Here is an 18,719-nt window from a genome sequence, read left to right as displayed (position 1 = left end):
GACGAGGAGGTTGTTGAATGGCTAACGATGTCGATTTCGATGCCGCCGAAGCGGGATATAATTATAAAAAACTGATCTGGCTGTTTCTGGGTGTTTTCCTTTTTGTCATTACCTATTATTCGCCGCCCTGGCCGGACGCCATCGATCCCACGGGCAAAGCGTTTGCCCTGTCAACGGCAGGCAAGGGCGCCATCGCCGTGTTCCTGCTGGCCGGTACCTGGTGGGTGTTCGAAGTGGTGCCCATCGGCGTGACCAGTCTGGCCATCGGCGTGCTCCAGGCCCTGTTCCTGATCCGCCCGGCCAAAGTAGCCTTCAAGGATTTCATGGACCCGTCGGTCATGTTTATCTTCGGCTCCATCGTCATCGGCCTGGTATTCACCAAAACCGGTCTCACCCGCCGTCTGGCTTATAAGATGCTGGCCATCGTGGGGGAAAAAACCAGCATGATTTACTTGGGGTGTTTCGTCGTCACCGCGGCGTTGACTCACATCATGGCCCATACGGCCGTGGCCGCCACGATCTACCCCCTGCTGGTGGCTATCTACGCCCTCTATGGCGAAGGCGACAAACCCACCAAGTTCGGCAAAGGCCTGTTTATCGGCATGGCTTATGTGGCCGGCGCCGGCAGCATCGTCACCCTCTTGGGAGCCGCCCGCGGTGCCGTGGCGATCGGTTTTTTCAAGGATGTCATGAATAAGGATGTCGGCTTTTTCGAGCTGACCTACTACATGCTTCCCATCGGATGGATGATGACCTTCCTGCTGTGGGGCTTTTTCATGATCTTCTGCAAGCCGGAGAAAAAGACCATCCCCGGCCTCAAAGATCGGGCCAAGCGGCTTTACGCGGAACTGGGGGGCATCACCCGCAAGGAAGTGACCGCCGCATCCATCGTGGGATTGTGCATACTGGCTCTGGCTGCATCAGCCATCATGAAGGCCTACATTCCTGGATTTGTGCCGCCCCACAAGACCGCCCTGATCCTGTTGTCCACCATTCTGTTCTTCATCACCGGGATCCTGGACATCAACGACCTGGAAGCCATTCCATGGAACATCATCCTGCTGTTTGCCGGCGCCATGAGCATCGGCTTCTGCCTCTGGGACACCGGTGCGGCCGAATGGATGGCCATCAACTGGCTGGTCATGTTCCAGAATGCCAACTGGTTCGTCTTCGTCATGGGCATCGCCTTTTTCGTGCTGATCATGACCAACTTCATCATGAACGTGGCGGCCATCGCCATCTCCCTGCCGGTGGCACTGGTCATTGCACCTTACCTGAACGTGGCCGGCGAAGTCATTCTCTTTGCCTCACTGATCACTGCCGGCATGCCTTTCCTGCTGCTGGTAGGAGCGGCCCCCAATGCCATCGCCTACGACTCCAAACAGTTCACCACCGGTGAATTTTTTCTCTATGGCATACCGGCCAGCATTCTGCTGATGATCGTGACCGGCTTTGCCATATTCGTACTATGGCCCATGATGGGCATGCCCATTTTGTTGAAATAGTCCGAAACCAGCCCCCGTAAAAATCACCGGCGGCTGTTTCACACGGTTGCCCGCACACGATAGTCATCATCTGTGCAGCGCATTTTAAATAACCTCTGAAGCCGTCACCGGCCAGCACCGGGAAACCCTGCCTGCAACGCGTGGATGGATGTCAACCCGTCCACGCGTTGTTCTTTACGGTCTCTGGCCACCGGCTCCTCCGCCATCCGTCTTCGGTCTTCCGACAGCCCATCCTTATATCACGAAATCCCTTTTCCCTTCCCTCTTTACACACTGGCAAAAAGCCCGACACCCCTTCTTCTTTTATAGATTTTTCGACCCTTCGGCATTTTTCATAATAATTTATAATATTGATGAGTTACCAACTTTTTTAAGACAGAAGTGAAGTGGCATGTCCATTGCTCAATGGTTTTTCAAAGTGAGAAAACACCATTAAAAATTCAATAGGGCCTCAGAAAGGAGCACCCCATGGCACAAACAATGAAAATCATGGCGGCAGTGGATCTATCCGACTATTCGGCAACGATTGTCCGTTACAGTGTGTGGCTGACCATGAAGCTGGATGCGGAACTGGTGCTGGTCAATGTAATCAATCAGCGTGATCTGGATATGGTTCAACGAACCATGACCGGTTATGAGGCATTCTCTTTTCCGAACTATCTCACCGAACAGGTTCAATACCGCGAAACCAAGATGAAGGAAATCATCGAGGCGGTTTATCCGGATATGGTCAACTGCAGTTATCTCGTCCAGACCGGCATTCCTTACCGGGAGTTGCTCACGGCTATTGAAAACGAAAAACCGAGCATGGTCGTTGTGGGCACCAAGGGCCGCAGCAACCTAGCCGACGTGGTAGTGGGCTCGACGGCGCGCAAGCTTTACCGACGGTCGCCCATACCGCTGCTCACGATACCGGCGGGTTTCAACGAACTGCCCTGAAAAAAAGTAAAAAGACCATTTATCTCTTTGTACGCTCAATCGGGTATACAAAAGGGAAAAAGGAGAAAACCATGCTAATCAGATACTGGATGAACAAGCCGGTGATTACCGTTGAGAAAAATGACTCCATGCAACGAGCGGCCGCACTGATGAAAGAAAACCACATCCGGTTGCTTCCTGTGGTCGACAAAGGGAAACTTTGCGGAATCGTCAGCGACCGCGATTTGAAACGGGCTTCTGCTTCGGATGCCACCAGCCTGGATGTGCACGAACTGCTTTACCTGATTTCAAAAATCAAGGTGGTCGACATCATGACCCGGGATGTGGTCACCGTAAACCAGAACTGGACGGTGGAGGAGGCCGCAGACCTCATGCTGGGCCGTAAAATTTCCGGCGCACCCGTGGTGGATGACGGTGGCCAACTGTGCGGGGTCATCACCCAGACGGACCTGTTCAAGGCCACCCTGTACATTACCGGTTTGAAAAAAAGGGGGTTTCACCTGGCCTTCGTCCTGGAAGATACCCCCGGATCAATCATGGAAATTGTCAATGTGATAAGAGAATTCGGTGGACGAATGGCCAGCATTCTTTCCACTTACGAACGCGCACCGACAGGGTACCGCAATGTCTACCTTCGATTCTATGATGTTTCCCGGGATAGAATCGATGATATGCTGAAGATTCTCAAAAACAAGGCCAAGCTGCGCTACATGGTCGATCACCGCGAAAATCGGCGAACCCTGTTCGACAACCAATGATGAGCGCTTAAAAAATCGCGCTTCCAACGATAGAAGGAGGAAACCTATGGCACCCAGACAAAAACGCCTGCTGCTGGCTGTTGACGGCTCTGAACGGGCATTGCAGACCGTTCGGTACGCAGGAGAAGAAGATGCCTTCAAAGGCATGAAGATCGTCCTGTTCCATGTATTCAACAGCATTCCGGAAGCGTACTACGATCTGGAAAAGGAACCCAAGAGCGTCAAGGTAGTCCGCCACGTGCGCAGCTGGGAAGCCCAGCAGAAAAAAAACATCCGCAAATACATGGAGGATGCCAAACAAATGCTGCTGGAGGCCGGACACGCCGAGTCGGCGGTTGAAATTAAAATTCAAAACCGCAAAAAAGGAGTTTCCCGTGACATCATCATCGAGGCTCAGAAAGGCTACGATGCGGTCCTGGTCCGCCGCAGAGGCTTCACCGCCTTGAAAAACGTCACCGTCGGCAGTGTCACGAACAAGCTGCTGGAAAAGCTTTCCTTCATTCCGGTGCTCATCGCCGGCCGCAAGCCAGTCAACAAAAAAGTGCTGGTCGCGGTTGACGGTTCTCCCTGTGCCATCAAGGCCGTACAATTTGTTGCCGATATGTTGGGGCAACTGGGTAATTATCAGGTAAAACTGGTCTATGTGGTGCGCGGCGGCAGCACGTCGGATGCGGACGCAGTAACGGCTAACGGCATCAAGGATACCGGAGGCATCTTCAAACCGGCCGTGGATATTTTGACCGCTGCCGGTTTCGCTCCGGAAAACATCTCGACCAAAATCATTACCGGTGTGTTGAGTCGTGCCGGTGCTATCGTCAACAAAGCTGAAAAAGGCGGCTGGGGCACGATTGTGGTCGGCAGAAGAGGGTTATCCAGCGTCAGTGACTTCTTCATGGGTCGGGTGAGCAACAAGGTCGTCCATGCGGGCCGCAAGGATACGGTGTGGATTGTGACTTAGCTCGAAGCTCGAAGCTCGAAGCTCAAAGCTCAAAGCTCAAAGCTCAAAGCTCAAAGAAATCACCGGGAAGATGCTGTCAAGAATGAAGGACGAAGCGGACCATGGGTATTGACCGACTGGATACTATTTTTCACCCCGCATCCATTGCCATAGTCGGGGCCTCGGCACGACCGGGGTCGGTGGGACGGGCGATACTGCGCAATCTGATCGACGGTGGATTTGAAGGACCGATCTTCCCGGTTAACGAGATAGACGCCTCGATCATGGGTAAAAAAGCATATACCGCCTTGAGCCGGATTGAGGATCCAGTGGATCTGGTGGTGGTGGCCACACCCCTGGAAACGGTGCCGGGTATTGTCGCCGATTGTAGCCGGATCAAGGCAGCCGGGGTGGTAATCATTTCCGCCGATGGAAAGGAGGCCGGCCTGTCGGGCCGGCCCCTGGAAAGCAAGATCCGGGATGCCGCCGCCTTGACCGGGTTGAGAATCGTTGGTCCTAATTGTTTGGGCATCATGTACGGCCCGGCCCGCCTGAATGCCAGTTTTGCCGGACCTATGCCCCTTGACGGCAAATTGGCTTTTGTTTCCCAAAGCGGCGCCATCTGCACGGCGATTCTTGACTTCTCCTTGAAAGAGCATATCGGTTTCAGTCATTTCATCAGCCTTGGATCGATGCTCGACGTTGATTTCGGCGACATCATCGACTACTTGAGCGCCGACCCCGCAGTCACCAGCATCGTCATGTATGTGGAAAGCCTCACCCGCCATCGCAATTTTATGAGTGCTGCCCGGTCAGCGAGCCGAGTGAAGCCGATCATTGCCTTAAAGGCCGGAAGGAGCCGGGCCGGTGCAATTGCCGCCGCATCCCATACCGGAGCCATGGCCGGAGAAGATGCAGTCTACGATGCCGCGTTCCAACGGGCGGGAATCGTTCGAGTCAGGACCTTCGAAGAACTTTTCGATACCGCGGAGATTCTCTCGCGCAAGTGCCGGTTCAAGGGACCGGGTCTGGCCATCGTCAGCAATGCCGGCGGCCCCGGGGTCATGGCTGCCGATGCGCTGTCAGACTATGGCATGGAGCCGGTACGGCTGTCACATGAAACCCTGGAGGCGCTGGATGCCATCCTCCCCGAACATTGGAGTCATGGGAATCCAGTGGATATTTTAGGGGATGCCACTCCCCAGCGGTATGCAGCCGCCGCTTCGATCCTCACCCGGGCAAAAGAAGTACAGGCACTGCTGGTTATGCTGGCCCCCCAGGCCCTGACCGATGCCGTCACCGTGGCCCAGACCCTTGCCGATCAATTCAGTCAAACCACCCTGCCCGTACTCACAGCCTGGCTGGGCGGCATTGATGTGGAAAAAGGACGGGAACGATTCAACCAGGCCGGTATCGCCACCTTCGACACCCCGGAACGGGCCGTTCGCGCATTCATGAACCTGCATCGCCATGCCCGCGGCATCGAAATGCTGCAGCAGATTCCACCGCGCCTGTCCAAACGGATTCAAGTGGATCGGGAAACCGCAGGCCGCCTGGTCGAAATCGGTCTGTCATCACCCGACGGCCGCCTCACGGAAATAGATGCCAAATCCCTGATCGCGGCTTACGGGATTCCGGTGAATCCCACAACGGCAGCCGCTTCTGCTGACGAGGCGGTGTCCATTGCAAAAGGCTATGGATTTCCGGTGGTGATGAAAATTCTGTCCCGGGACATCATTCATAAAACGGATGCCGGTGGTGTCATTCTGGACCTGAAGACCGGTGACGATGTGAAAAAAGCCTATACGGATTTAATCGCCACAGCCGGCGCCGCCGTCCCTCAAGCGAAGATCGACGGTGTGACCATACAGCCCATGATCAGTAAACCGGACTGCGAATTGATCATGGGTACCAAAAGGGATCCGGACTTCGGTCCGGTGATTCTGTTCGGCATGGGAGGCATACTGGCCGACTTGCTGAACGACCGCGCCATTGCCCTGCCCCCTCTGAACCGCCTGCTGGCCTCCCGACTTATGGAGGGCACGCGCATCGATCAGTTGCTCAAAGGCTACCGCAACCACCCGCCGGCCGAGCGTGAACGCCTGGACGAGATGTTGATTCGCCTGTCCCAGCTGATCACCGATTTTCCGCAGATTGCCGAACTGGACATCAACCCCGTGGTCATCAAAAACGGTCAGCCGATCGCCGTAGACGCCCGCGTGGTTCTCACGCCGTCGTCATTCCCCGCCCCGATGCATCTGGCGGTCAGCCCCTATCCGGCCCAGTACGAATCCCGGGTGCAACTGGCGGACATCGGCGAACTGCTGATTCGCCCCATCCGCCCCGATGACGCCCAGTTGCTGGTGGAAATGTTCGAAACCCTGTCTCCCCAGAGCATCTACTACCGGTTTTTCTCTCCCATGAAACAGCTTTCACCCACCATGCTGGCCCGTTTCACCCAGATCGACTACGACCGGGAGATCGCACTGGTGGCCATTCTGGAATCGGGTCCTTCGGAAAAAATGCTGGGGGCCGCTCGCGTCATTCTGCAGCACAACATGAAGGATGCGGAATTTGCCGTGCTTGTCGGAGACCCCTGGCACGGCAAGGGCATCGGGGCCCATCTGCTGGCCACCTGCCTCAACATCGCCAGGGACCGCCAGTTCAGAATCATCTGGGGGACCGTGCTGGCCGAGAATAAAGGAATGCTGGCATTGTGCCGCAAGCTTGGCTTTACCATCAAGCGTGGCGGCCAGTCCGGCGAATTCGAATTGACATTAGACATGTCCAGGTTGCCGCCCGCGGCACCCGTTTCGAACTGAGTCAAAAATGACCGCCTGCGATCATTTTTTAAATCTTCCAGGAGAACGGTCAAAAGAGGCCTGAAACACCATTTACCCAAAACTTCTCATTTTAAAGAAAGGAAAGACCCATGCGGAAAAATCGGATTTCAACAAGTATTGGAATCAGCATAATCCTTATATTTGCCATCGTTGGATGCTCGGACACGTTGAGCAGGAAATTTTACACCCACCACCCAAAATCCGCTCAGGATGTTGAAAAAGTTTGGGGGCAACCGACAGACATTACCGAACTGGAAGGCGGCATCGAAAAACGCACCTACGCGGTTCAGAACCCTTACACGGATCTCAAATACCGATATTTTCTGATCAAGGACGGCATGGTTCTGGCCAGTGGGATCACCGACACGGGAAAGAAGATCGAACAGGAAGTTCACCACCAAACCGACGGTTTTGTTCCCAGTGATCTGAGCGTAGCGTTTTACGCAAAGCACCGGACAACCGTTACCGATTTAGATCAAACCTGGGGCAAACCCCTTCTGGTCAAAGATGCCAAGGACGGAAAACAGTTTCGCCTATATAAGATTACCGCCCCCTATGCGGATTTCAACTTCCGGGAATTCATCCTCAAGGATGGGGTCGTCGTCGCCAGCAGCCTCAACCCGAAACAGGCATTCAGCATCGATTCCCAACAGCATGAATACAAAGGGATAGAAATCAATGAAATCAGCGCTCTCTACTATACGCGCCATCCCATGACCCTTGAAACGGTGGAAGCGACGTGGGGAAAACCGGTATTCATTGAGAAAACGAAAAAAGGGCTGGAGAAACGCACCTACAAACTCCAGATGCCTGCAGACACGGCCTTCGCATTCCGTTTTTTCATCATTGATGGCGGCATGGTTGTCTCCAGTGGGGTCAGCGACACCGTGACCGTTACCGCCAATTGAACCAAATGATCCCACAAAACCTGTCCATGACGAAACGGTGTCTTTGACTGACCTCGGCATCTCCTGCGGATCGCAGCAGGAGATGCAACCATCCGGGAAATCGAGACCACCGCCAACGCGAAAGAAGTGCAATGGAAAATGCCAAGGAAATTCTTATCGCCGATCGAAATCCTCACATCAGAGGTTTTCTCAAGCGGGAACTATCGGCTTGTGGATACAATGTCCGGCTGGCCGAAAACGGGAAAGAGCTTATGAAGCTTATTTATAGCCGCATCCGGATCGATCTGCTCGTTTTGGATCCCGATTTTCCGGGTGTGGATCCAAACGTTATGGCCCGAAAAATAGTTGACCGGGTTCCTCAACTGCCGGTGGTGCTCTATTGTATTCGAGGGGCCGACGATCTCTCCGATTTTATCGCGGGTAACGTGTTTCATGTTGAAAAAAATGGCCAGAGCATCGAAATTCTAAAAGAAGTCATCCACGCTATTCTCATCGGTGCTATCATCCATCCACCGTTTTCCCTTAAACAGCAAGGCTGACCCGCCCACCTCTGTCATCTCCATTCGCGCCCGACGCATCATTCAGGATGATAAATCCGAAGAAATCTCTTTCACCTCACCTTTTCAGTGCAGCGGGACTGGATCCATGTTTCCACGAAATAAAGCATGCCTCATGGAAAAAATCGGAATGAAGGGGTCGATCCGAGCAACCCCGGATGATCCGATATTTACAGATTGTAAAGAATACGGACAGAACCGTAAAATTCCATGTTGGGGCAGACATAAAAAAAACCTTAAATTAAATATAGTTATGCCATCCATCAACACCTCCGGCCTTGGCATCCACCTTGCTCTATCGAAACTAACCGCAAAAAGAGAGTCTTTCCCGATGGAAAAAAACCCATATACCGGTGTCAGACGATTTGTCCTGATCAACATGATTCTGGTACCGTTCATTCCCTTTCTACTGGCCCTGGGCATCGGCAACCATTCTTTTTCGGAATCCATTGAAAACAGCACCATCGCCACCATGAAACGGATTGCGGACGATCATCGGCAGATGATTGAATCTTTTCTGCAGGAACGCAAAAACGACCTGGAACTGATCATTAACACCGCAAGCGTCGTTGAACTGGTCCGGCCCGAGCGGCTCTCCTCCATCTTCCTGCAGCTTCAGCGCATATCCAGCGCATTCGTGGATCTGGGCATTTTCGACGACACCGGCGTCCACGTGGCCTACCATGGCCCCTATGATCTCACCGGCAAACTTTACCGAGACACACCCTGGTTTCAGCAGACCCTGGAAAACGGCATCTATATCAGCGATGTTTTTTTGGGCTATCGCAACATTCCCCATTTCATCATTGCCGTAGCCAAAAAGGAGAGCCAAAGAACCTGGATAATCAGAGCCACCGTGGATTCCCAGCGTTTTAACAACCGGGTCAGGCAAATCCGCATCGGAAAAACCGGTGAAGCTTACCTGCTCAACCGGAGCGGGGTCCTGCAGACGGATCGCCGTAGCGGCGGCAACCTGATGGAAACGCCCCGTGAGAAGATTCCTCTGCCGCTGAAGGGTCGCGAAATCCACACCTTTATCCACCGGGAGGACCATGAAGAGACATTCCTCTATGCCACCACCTGGCTCAAGGACCAGAACTGGGTACTGGTGATCCGACAGGAAAAGTCCGATGCATTCATGGCCCTGCGGGAGGTCCGGATGCCGATCCTTTTCATCTGCCTGGCCGGCGGTGCCTGCATCGTCGCGGCTGCTTTTACGCTGACCGGCGCCATCGTACGAAAAATGGAAAAAACCGATGCAGAAAAAGCCCTGTTGAGCCAGCAGCTCATTGGCGCATCGCGACTGGCTGAGTTGGGGGAAATGGCCGCCGGTTTTGCCCATGAAATTAACAATCCGCTTCAGATCATCAGCACAGAGTTGTCATTGATACGGGTCCTTCAGTCGGAAATGGTTGAATCCGGTCAGCTCAAACCCGGGGAACCCCAAGAACAGGTCACCGACAGCATCGACCAGATCAAACTTCAGATTGACAGATGCTCCCGCATCACCGCATCCATCCTCAAATTCGGCCGACAGGGTGAATCCCGATCCGAAGACCTGGATCTTACCGTCGTCATCCCGGAAATTATTCAGATGGTTGAAAAAAAGGCTGAGGTTCACGGCGTCCGGATGGAACCCCGCCTGCCGGACACGCCGGTCAGGGTGACCGCCGATGCATCCCGTCTCCAACAGGTCCTGCTGAACCTGCTCAACAACGCTTTAGACGCTATCATCGAACAGCGGGGGAGCACCGGCGGAACCATCGGGTTAGACCTTTCCACTGGGGAAAACGGCACGGCCACTATTGACGTGAGTGACAATGGCACCGGCATTTCGCCCGAAAACATGGAGAAAATATTTGCCCCGTTTTTTACGACCAAACCGATAGGCAAAGGAACGGGGCTTGGGCTTTCCGTATGTTTTGGCATTGTTCAGCAAATGGGCGGGAAAATGGAAGTGGCCAGCACCGTGGGAAAAGGAACCACCTTTTCAATTGTGCTGCCCGCATCACGGCTACCGGTTTGACCCAACCTGCACTGGACCCGGAAGGATGATCGCTTTCGCGGATGCTATCGGACGAAAATAACCGCATGCGGATAATGGGGTGATCGGCATATGCTGCAGTCTGGCACCACCGTCAGACAAAACCCTTTCCGCAAAATGACATGGAAAGTCTTCAATAACGGCGTATCCGGGGCCCGGTGGGCGACGATGCGTCCATTTCAGCCAAACAGGAGCAAAATGACATGGAAAAACTGAAAATGATGTTGGTGGATGATGAGGAACGCTTTCTCTCCACGACCCGAAAACTTCTGGAGAGAAAAGATTTCGACGTGCAGACCGCCTCCAGCGGTGCCGAGGCACTGGAAAAGTTGCGGACGCACCCGGTGCACGTGGTAATCTTGGATGTAAAGATGCCGGGAATGGATGGCGTCGCCACCCTGCGTGAGATCAAACGGAATTTTCCCATGGTGGAGGTGATCATGCTCACCGGCCATGCCACCGTCGAATCGGCCATCGAAGGGTTGAAGTCAGGAGCGGTGGATTACCTGATGAAGCCGGCGGATCTGGAAGAAATCGTCGAAAAAGCCGAGGATGCCTTTAACCGGCGGGTCAACATCGAAGAAAAAATCCGTGTGGCACGCATGCGCGGCTTGATGAAATCCCCTCGTGAGATGCTGAAAAACGCCTGATCGAAGGTATCCCTGAAGGCTGCCCGGAACATGAATCACAGGCAGCCAGACAAAATGGAGACGACAACCGGCTGAGCATAGGCTTGCCGGTTGAATCCATGAACGACTTTTTAGGGACAAGAGGATTTGTATTGACCGGAAAATAAAAAAAGTCACCGGATACGACAAATAGGTGGACCGGAAAATGTTCAATCTTCCCGTTGAACTTCACTTTCCGCTGCTGATGCAAACCCTTGCGGGATTTAAGATGCAGGCACCGAATTCCGCGTCGGTCCAAGGGTGGTCATCGAACCCAACACGCGCCAGGGCGGATATTCAGCGCTGGCAACTGCCGTCCGGAAAGGAAGCGCCCATGACTCCGTGCATCGTTTCCGGTTGCCTTGAACCCTTGCGATCATTCCCTGACTTCGTGAATGTGCAGCCATATCCAACCCTCCTTATTTTTCCCAGACCCGATCCTATTAACATAACGCCTTTTACAAATTGTAAAACATACTGACACGACAACCCTTCCAAAAAAATGAAGTCGGTTTCCACATGACATTTTTTCCCTTTATTTTCTTCATATTATAATAATTCTCACATCTGTTTGCCGATGGCATACCCATTGCTGACGCTATGACTGACCGGTACCGGCCGGCAACCACCGAGTGATGGAAGACTGCCAAGGGGCGGTTTCAACACCCTGTTAAACAGTGATCGATGAAGGAGGACCCATGTCACATCAAACCGCAGTGGACCATGGTTTCGACCCATTGCTGGCAGAAGAGATCGAAGACCGGAAATGGACGTGGAAAAGCAGGCCCGGATACAAACCCATGTTCTTTATCATCGCTGCCCTGGCGTTCACCTTTGCCGTTATGATGCCACCGACGCAGGGCATGCTGGACATGGTCAAAACGGAAAACCCCTCCGGGTACAAACTGCCTCAGGGTGCCAAGACGATTACCGATACGGTAAACAAAAAACTGCGTTCCGAGGCGTTCAATGCCGAACAGTCCCCCAAGGCAAAGGTTTCCGATGAAGGCGGCCACAACAAGATCAGGCCCCTGCTCACCCCTTACCAAGTTGCCCAGATGGCCAAGCTGACCGTCTGCATCCTGTTTCTGGCTGCCTTCCTGTGGGGCACCGAAGCCCTGCCGCTGGGGGCCACGGACATCCTGGTGGGTGTGATGCTTTACCTGTTTGCCATCCTGCCCATCAATGACATCTCCAAAGCCTATATGACCGATGCGGTATTCTTCATATTCGGCATTCTGGCCGTGGCCGTGGGGGTAGCCAAAACCGGCCTGGACAAGCGCATCGGCCTGATCCTGCTCAGCCGAATCAAAAGCGCCAAGGCCTTCGCCTTCATCTTCCTGCCCATGCTGTCTCTGTCGGCCGGATTCCTGTCCGAGCACGCCCTGGTGGCATTGCTTATTCCCGTGCTCATGGGCGTTTACAAGGTGACCTGCAAGATGTACGGTGTCAAAAAAGACCGGGCTCTGGCTATCTTTCTCCTGCTGGGTGTCTGTTTTGCAGCCAACCACGGCGGTCCGGGTTCACCGGCTGCCGGTGGCCGCAATGCGATCATGGTGGGTTACCTGGCCGACTACGGCATGCCGATCACATTCCTGGAGTGGATGAAAACCGGCATTCCCTTTGTGCCGGTCATGTCCTGGGTGATCGGACTTTACATGTACCTTCGGCTGAAACCCCAATTCAAGGTCAAAAATGTGGACCCTGGCAAGGTGGTCAGGGACGAAGTGAAAAACATGCCTAAATTCAGGGGACGGGAAGCGGCCATGGCGGTTATCCTGGTCCTTCTGGTGGCCGCCTGGGTGCTCATCGGCGAACATGCCGGCCTCGGGGGCCCCACCCTGTATGCGGTGATGGCCATGTTCCTGTTTAAAATCCTCAACTGGGAAGATATCCAAAACGGCGTGGCCTTCGATGTGGTTGGACTCTATGCCGCGGCCTGCGCCATGGGCGTGGCCTTGAAATTCACCGGCGGTGCCCTGTGGCTGGCCAGCAGTTTCGTAAGTTTTCTGCCGGATTTTCTCACCAAGGGAGACGGTTTGGTTATCGGGGTCAGCCTGCTCACCGGAACCATGACCAATTTCATGAGCGACGGTGCCACAGTGGCGGCCCTGGGCCCCATCGTTCTGCCCATGGCCACATTGGCTAACGTAAGCGTGTGGAAAGTCGGCCTGATCACCTCCTTTTCCTCTTCGTTTGCCAATTTCCTGGTGGTCGGTACGCCCAACAACGCCATTTGTTTCGGCATGGGCAAGGATCCTGAAACCGGTGAACGTCTCCTCGACGTCATGGACTTTGTCAAATACGGGCTGCCGGTAACGATTCTAGCATGGCTGGTGCTCTGGTTCTGGGCCGTGCTGGGCTATTGGAAGTTCATCTCCTGGTAATACGGCGGTCAACATGAAACGCACCCTATACAAGAACCTCAAGCTGAAACTGATCAGCATCACCCTGGTGGTGTCCATCGGCCCGTTGATCCTGCTGGGAGGGGCAATCTACTATCAGTTCGGCAAACTTTACAAGGAACGCATCGAGGACCAGATCCGGCACCTGGCCCGCTCCCAGAGCAATGCAGTGGATGTCTTTTTGCGTGAGCGAACCACCATCCTGGCCATGATCGTGGAGACCCACACCTTTGAATCCCTTAAAGATCAGGACACCCTGTCCCGGCTCTTCAGGCTGATCAACAGGCGGGCCGAAGGGCTGGGGCTGGTGGATCTGGGTGTCATCGACGAAGAAGGACGCCAGTTGGCCTATGCCGGACCCTACAGCCTCAAAGGACTCACCTACTATCAGCAGCCCTGGTTCGATGAAGTTATGCGCCGGGGTAAATATATCAGCGATGTCTACATGGGTTTTCGCAAGGTGCCCCACTTCATTATCGCCGTGAAGGGTGAAGCCGGCAACAGCAGTTGGATCCTGCGGGCCACCATCGACTCGGACATCTTCAACCGACTGGTGAGAAGCGCCCAGGTGGGAACTTCCGGAGATGCCTATATCGTCAACCGTCAAGGGATATTTCAGACCGACCCCCGCTTTGAAGGTGTTATTCTCGGCGATTCCGAGATCGACACTCAGAAATTCGGGGAAGGCACCACCGTCATTGAAAAGAAAGTACCGGGCAGCGACACACGCTACATCGGCGGGTCCTGGCTCAAGGACGGCGACTGGATCCTGGTAATCAGCCAGATTGCCGGCCAGGAAAAAGGGTGGTTGGTCAAGGCCCGCAATACGGAAATCCTCATCATCGCGGTCGGATGCCTGATCATCTGCTCTGCCATCGTGCTTATCTCCCATATCCTGGTCCGCCACCTGGAGCAGACCGACAAGGAAATGAACGAACTCAACAGCCAACTGATTCAGCAGGACAAACTGGCGGCCCTGGGCAAAATGGCCGCCGGAATCGCCCACGAAATCAACAACCCGTTAGCGGTCATCGGCGAAAAGGCCGGGTGGATGGAGGATCTGTTGGCCGAAGAGGAGTTTCGGGACAGCGCCAACGTTAAAGAATTTGCTGCCTCTATCGCCAAAATCGAAGAGCATGTGGACCGGGCTAGAAAAATCACCCACTCCATGCTGGGATTTGCCCGACGCATGGAACCCCGCCTGGACGACGTGGAGATCAACCGGGTGCTGGATCAGACCATCGATATCATGGCCAACCATGCCCGCATCAACGACATCGAAATCAGAAAACACTTCACCGACCGGCTGCCGGTGATCGCCAGTGACCAATCCCAGCTTCAACAGGTGTTCATGAACCTGATCAACAATGCCATCGACGCCATTGGCAGTAACGGCGTTATCGATATTACCACCAAACTGGACAAACATTTGATCAACATTATTATCCGCGATGACGGACCGGGGATTCCCGAAGCGATTCAAAAGAAAGTCTTCGATCCGTTCTTCACAACGAAACCAAACGGTAGAGGGACCGGGTTGGGGCTGTCCATCAGCTACAGCATCATTGAAAAAATGGGTGGCCGGATCACCGTGGAGAGCATCGAAGGTCAAGGAACCACCTTCATCGTATCCCTGCCGGTAGTGCTACCCGAGAAGAAATAAAGGAGAATGCGCATGCATACATTCAGAATTCTGGTAGTGGACGACGAAACCGATTTTCTGGAAACCATCGTCAACCGGCTCAACAAACGCAAGCTGGATGCCAAAGGAGTGACCAGCGGCGAGGCGGCCATCGATGTCTTGAAGGAGGAACTCTACGACGTGGTGCTGCTGGATATCAAAATGCCCGGCGGCATGGACGGCATCGAAACCCTGCGGGAAATCAAACGTATCCAGCCCCTGGTGGAAGTGCTGCTCCTCACCGGGCACGCCTCCGTTGAGACCAGTATCGAAGGCATGAAACAGGGCGCCTTCGACTATCTGCTCAAGCCCATGAAATTCGAAGACCTGCTCACCAAAATGGCCCAGGCTTTCGAAAAAAAAGCCACCCATGATAAAAAGATTCGGGATGCTAAAATTCAGGAACTGATCCGCTATCCCAGCCGGGTGTTCGAGCAGGAAAAAAAATAGAACCGTAGTCCGCGGTCCGACCGAAAAGGATAATCCGGCACCTCACGTGTGCGCGTTAGGCATCAGGGTTGTTTCTTCTGACAAGTCGGGCAGATATGGCTGCTGCGCTGGGCGACGACAATGCGGGCGATAATGCTGCGGCATCGTGGGCAAGCCAGGCCGGTACGGCGAAACACGTTGAGTTCTTCCGCATTGCGGCCCGGTCGGTTGCCCGGCAGGTAAAAGTTGCTCTTGCCCGTGCCCAAGGATGTGCCCAGATTCTTCAGCCCTTTATGCAGGACATGAGGAATGGCCCGATGCAGGGCCTTGACCTCATGACGGGTGAGCGAACTGCTGATGCGTTGCGGGTGAAGCCCCGATTCCCAGAGGGCTTCATCGACGTATATATTGCCCAAGCCGGCGAGAAAACGCTGGTCCAGCAGCAACGGTTTGATTTGGCGGTTCGTGGTGTGCAGCATCGTCAAAAACCGTCTGATCGTGAAACTTTCTTCCAATGGTTCGGGCCCCAGTCGGTCCAGTATCTTTTCCGGCTCACCGGTCAGCCAGATGCGACCGAACTTACGGGTATCCTGGAAGCGCAGAGTATCTGTTGCACCAACGTTCAGGATCACATGCTCATGTTTGTTGCGTGGCCTGTCTCTAAACTCCCAATTCAGCCTTCCGGTCATTCGCAGATGGATCATCAGGGTCAGGCCACCGGACAGATCGAACACGATATATTTGCCCCGACGGATGATCTGTCGAATGGTCCGGCCCTTGATTTTTTTACAGAAGTCCACCGGTTCCATATCGGCAATGGTTTTGCCCCAGTAAACCGATGCACCGGTAATCCGTCGCCCCGGAATTTTTTTCATGCACAGGGTATCAACGACGCTCTGGACTTCGGGGAGTTCAGGCATGACGGCAATCCAGTCTGGTGAACATTGATCTTTTGTTTTCTGTTAACATAATTTTGGTTCTTCAAATAGGGGAACACAATTAACCCCATCACACAAAAAAGGGGAATAACCGTTTTTACGTGATCTGGATTTCCACTGTCCAGTTGTATTTAAACTATACGTCGACTGAATTCGATGCCTTCGCCTTTTACATCTTGTAAAATATCCTGACAGTCAGATTCTTTTACACCTCTATTCAGCCTTTAATAATCTATTTTTTTATTATTATTTCTTAATGTTAACAAACTATTGAAACATTTTGGAATTGGCATTGAACTTGATAATCATCAGACGGAAGGATGTTTTTAGCAACTATCCACCCTTTTTTGACGACGGGAAGGTCCATGAACCGCAATACCCCACCCCTGAGTCCATACTACCGATCCCTCGCCCGCAACATGGTGTTGCTGGTCATGGTGATTTCGTTCACGCCGATGGTCCTCGTGACCGGAATCATCCTGAACCTTTTCAGTTCTTCCTACCATGAAAAGGTATTTGCCCACCTGGGAGAACTGGTCCTCAAACATAAGCAGAACATCGACAGTTTTTTAGAGGAGAAGGTCCAGAACATACGCTTTTTGGTGGATTCCATCGACTTTGGCCATATCAGCCAGCCGGGGATGATCGCTGAAGACCTCTCCCGCCTGCAGAGCGCCTACGGAAGCGTATTCGTGGATCTTGGCGTGATCAACGAACAGGGTCAGCAGGTAGCCTATGCCGGGCCTTTCAACCTGGGAAATGCCCGCTATGCCGATGCCGATTGGTTTAAGAAATCCATCGAGAGCAACTATTTCACCAGCGACGTATTTCTCGGGCTTCGGGGTTCGCCCCACTTCATCATCGCCGTGCGAAAGAACTGGCAGGGCCAAAAATGGATCATTCGGGCGACCATCGATTTTCTCTCTTTCAACCGTCTGGTGGAAAAGGTGCGCGTCGGAGAGACCGGCTTTGCCTACATCCTGAATCGTGAGGGCCAGTTTCAGACCAAACCCATATTTGATTTCACCCCCACCCTGGACATTTACTCCCGCTACTTTGCCACCTTAGAGCGTATGGGAAAGGAGGTGGAGATCCAAGAGCGACTCGATGGCGCCGGCGTGAAAAGCCTGTACGTTTCCGCCCTGCTCAAGGGCGGCGACTGGCTGCTGGTATATAAACAGGCCAGCAGCGATGCCTTTTCCGACCTTCACGACGCCCAGATTATCGCCCTTGTCTTTTTCATCCTGGGCGGAGTCGCCATCGTCGCCATGGCGGTCTGGATGTCCGGGAAAATGGTTCGCCGCATCGCCACATCGGACAAGGAAAAGGAGATCATGAACGAACAGGTGATCGAGACCGGCAAACTGGCCTCGGTCGGCGAACTCGCCGCCGGCATTGCCCACGAGATCAACAATCCGGTGGCCATCATGGTGGAGGAGGCCGGCTGGCTTCAGGATTTGATGGAAGACGGAGCCTATAAAAATGAAGCTGACATCGAGGAGTTCGAACGGGCCCTGAACCAGATTCGCACCCAGGGCAAGCGTTGCAAGGAGATCACTCATAAACTGCTCAGTTTTGCCAGAAAAACCGATTCGCGCATCGAAGATTTTGAAATCGGCCACCTCATCGAAGAAGTCGTTGCCCTGTCGGCCCAGCGTGCCAAATACAGCAATGTGGAATTGGTGACTCACCTAGAGCCCAAACTGCCGGCCATCTCCGCTTCCCATTCGGAGTTGCAGCAGGTGTTTCTCAACCTGATCAACAATGCCTTGGATGCCATGGATAAAACCGGCGGTACCCTGGAGATCAGCGCCAGACAGGATGAAGGGCAGATTCTCATCGGCGTCTCCGACAATGGACCGGGGATTCCCAAAGCCAACCTGGCCCGAATCTTCGATCCCTTTTTCACCACCAAACCCGTGGGCAGCGGCACCGGTCTGGGGCTTTCCATCTGCTACGGCATCATTCAAAAAATGGGTGGAACCATCACCGTGAAAAGCGCACCGGATGTGGGGACCACCTTCGAGATCCGCATACCGGTTAAAACCGACGAAACCGAGGGAAACCATACGCTATCGGCATCCGATGCCTGCAATTAGTAAAAAAC

14 protein-coding genes are annotated in these 18,719 nt (G+C 53.7%); 13 read left to right on the top strand and 1 reads right to left on the bottom strand.

All coding sequences use genetic code 11. The annotated features are described in order from the left end of the window. The first annotated feature begins 17 nt into the window (after window positions 1–17). From ACHZBS_RS27295 to ACHZBS_RS27240, 12 genes are all read left to right on the top strand, one after another. Window positions 18–1,505 carry an SLC13 family permease gene (locus ACHZBS_RS27295; RefSeq protein WP_319409692.1) on the top strand — a complete coding sequence of 496 codons (1,488 nt, stop codon included), beginning with the start codon at window positions 18–20 and terminating at the stop codon, window positions 1,503–1,505. Between the two features lie 468 nt (window positions 1,506–1,973). Continuing rightward, the gene (locus ACHZBS_RS27290; protein WP_319409691.1) at window positions 1,974–2,444 is read left to right on the top strand and encodes a universal stress protein; all 471 of its coding nucleotides are present in this window, start codon (window positions 1,974–1,976) and stop codon (window positions 2,442–2,444) included. Between the two features lie 71 nt (window positions 2,445–2,515). Then, complete coding sequence (locus ACHZBS_RS27285) at window positions 2,516–3,202, top strand: CBS domain-containing protein (protein ID WP_319409690.1); 687 nt, start codon at window positions 2,516–2,518, stop codon at window positions 3,200–3,202. A gap of 46 nt (window positions 3,203–3,248) precedes the next feature. Then, the gene (locus ACHZBS_RS27280) at window positions 3,249–4,160 is read left to right on the top strand and encodes a universal stress protein (RefSeq protein ID WP_319409689.1); all 912 of its coding nucleotides are present in this window, start codon (window positions 3,249–3,251) and stop codon (window positions 4,158–4,160) included. Between the two features lie 101 nt (window positions 4,161–4,261). Next, window positions 4,262–6,961, top strand: coding sequence for a bifunctional acetate--CoA ligase family protein/GNAT family N-acetyltransferase (locus tag ACHZBS_RS27275; RefSeq protein ID WP_319409688.1), 2,700 nt, complete (start codon window positions 4,262–4,264; stop codon window positions 6,959–6,961). Window positions 6,962–7,071: 110 nt separating this feature from the next. Next, entirely contained in the window at window positions 7,072–7,890 is an 819-nt protein-coding gene (locus ACHZBS_RS27270; protein WP_319409687.1) for a hypothetical protein, read from the top strand. A 131-nt stretch (window positions 7,891–8,021) separates the two neighbouring features. Continuing rightward, window positions 8,022–8,429: a response regulator gene (locus ACHZBS_RS27265; protein ID WP_319409686.1), complete on the top strand. Its 408-nt coding sequence runs from the start codon at window positions 8,022–8,024 to the stop codon at window positions 8,427–8,429. Between the two features lie 349 nt (window positions 8,430–8,778). Beyond that, window positions 8,779–10,473: an ATP-binding protein gene (locus ACHZBS_RS27260; RefSeq protein ID WP_319409685.1), complete on the top strand. Its 1,695-nt coding sequence runs from the start codon at window positions 8,779–8,781 to the stop codon at window positions 10,471–10,473. Between the two features lie 221 nt (window positions 10,474–10,694). After that, complete coding sequence (locus ACHZBS_RS27255; RefSeq protein ID WP_319409684.1) at window positions 10,695–11,141, top strand: response regulator; 447 nt, start codon at window positions 10,695–10,697, stop codon at window positions 11,139–11,141. A gap of 716 nt (window positions 11,142–11,857) precedes the next feature. Then, complete coding sequence (locus tag ACHZBS_RS27250; RefSeq protein WP_319409683.1) at window positions 11,858–13,546, top strand: SLC13 family permease; 1,689 nt, start codon at window positions 11,858–11,860, stop codon at window positions 13,544–13,546. Window positions 13,547–13,559: 13 nt separating this feature from the next. Next, on the top strand, window positions 13,560–15,227 hold the full coding sequence (locus tag ACHZBS_RS27245; protein WP_319409682.1) for an ATP-binding protein: 1,668 nt from the start codon (window positions 13,560–13,562) through the stop codon (window positions 15,225–15,227). A 12-nt stretch (window positions 15,228–15,239) separates the two neighbouring features. Further along, a complete protein-coding gene (locus ACHZBS_RS27240; protein WP_319409681.1) occupies window positions 15,240–15,695 on the top strand; it encodes a response regulator in 456 nt (151 codons plus the stop codon). 62 nt (window positions 15,696–15,757) lie between these two features. On the opposite strand, the gene mutM is transcribed toward ACHZBS_RS27240, so the two are convergent. Next, complete coding sequence (mutM, locus tag ACHZBS_RS27235; RefSeq protein WP_319409680.1) at window positions 15,758–16,594, bottom strand: bifunctional DNA-formamidopyrimidine glycosylase/DNA-(apurinic or apyrimidinic site) lyase; 837 nt, start codon at window positions 16,592–16,594, stop codon at window positions 15,758–15,760. Between the two features lie 383 nt (window positions 16,595–16,977). On the opposite strand from mutM, the gene ACHZBS_RS27230 reads away from it, so the two are divergent. Beyond that, on the top strand, window positions 16,978–18,711 hold the full coding sequence (locus ACHZBS_RS27230) for an ATP-binding protein (RefSeq protein ID WP_319409679.1): 1,734 nt from the start codon (window positions 16,978–16,980) through the stop codon (window positions 18,709–18,711). The last annotated feature ends 8 nt before the right edge of the window (window positions 18,712–18,719 follow it).

Origin of the sequence: uncultured Desulfosarcina sp. (genome assembly GCF_963664155.2) — a bacterium.
Taxonomy (GTDB): Bacteria; Desulfobacterota; Desulfobacteria; order Desulfobacterales; family Desulfosarcinaceae; genus Desulfosarcina.
Note: the sequence above shows the minus strand (reverse complement) of the source record. Positions and strands in the feature narration are given on the sequence as shown.

Excerpts from the sequence above, each read along its gene's own strand:
- ACHZBS_RS27230 (WP_319409679.1), top strand. The coding sequence starts at position 16,978 with ATGAACCGCAATACCCCACCCCTGAGTCCATACTACCGATCCCTCGCC.
- ACHZBS_RS27270 (WP_319409687.1), top strand. The coding sequence starts at position 7,072 with ATGCGGAAAAATCGGATTTCAACAAGTATTGGAATCAGCATAATCCTT.
- ACHZBS_RS27245 (WP_319409682.1), top strand. The coding sequence starts at position 13,560 with ATGAAACGCACCCTATACAAGAACCTCAAGCTGAAACTGATCAGCATC.
- ACHZBS_RS27295 (WP_319409692.1), top strand. The coding sequence starts at position 18 with ATGGCTAACGATGTCGATTTCGATGCCGCCGAAGCGGGATATAATTAT.
- ACHZBS_RS27290 (WP_319409691.1), top strand. The coding sequence starts at position 1,974 with ATGGCACAAACAATGAAAATCATGGCGGCAGTGGATCTATCCGACTAT.
- ACHZBS_RS27260 (WP_319409685.1), top strand. The coding sequence starts at position 8,779 with ATGGAAAAAAACCCATATACCGGTGTCAGACGATTTGTCCTGATCAAC.
- ACHZBS_RS27265 (WP_319409686.1), top strand. The coding sequence starts at position 8,022 with ATGGAAAATGCCAAGGAAATTCTTATCGCCGATCGAAATCCTCACATC.
- ACHZBS_RS27280 (WP_319409689.1), top strand. The coding sequence starts at position 3,249 with ATGGCACCCAGACAAAAACGCCTGCTGCTGGCTGTTGACGGCTCTGAA.
- ACHZBS_RS27275 (WP_319409688.1), top strand. The coding sequence starts at position 4,262 with ATGGGTATTGACCGACTGGATACTATTTTTCACCCCGCATCCATTGCC.
- ACHZBS_RS27240 (WP_319409681.1), top strand. The coding sequence starts at position 15,240 with ATGCATACATTCAGAATTCTGGTAGTGGACGACGAAACCGATTTTCTG.
- ACHZBS_RS27250 (WP_319409683.1), top strand. The coding sequence starts at position 11,858 with ATGTCACATCAAACCGCAGTGGACCATGGTTTCGACCCATTGCTGGCA.
- ACHZBS_RS27255 (WP_319409684.1), top strand. The coding sequence starts at position 10,695 with ATGGAAAAACTGAAAATGATGTTGGTGGATGATGAGGAACGCTTTCTC.
- ACHZBS_RS27285 (WP_319409690.1), top strand. The coding sequence starts at position 2,516 with ATGCTAATCAGATACTGGATGAACAAGCCGGTGATTACCGTTGAGAAA.
- mutM (WP_319409680.1), bottom strand. The coding sequence starts at position 16,594 with ATGCCTGAACTCCCCGAAGTCCAGAGCGTCGTTGATACCCTGTGCATG.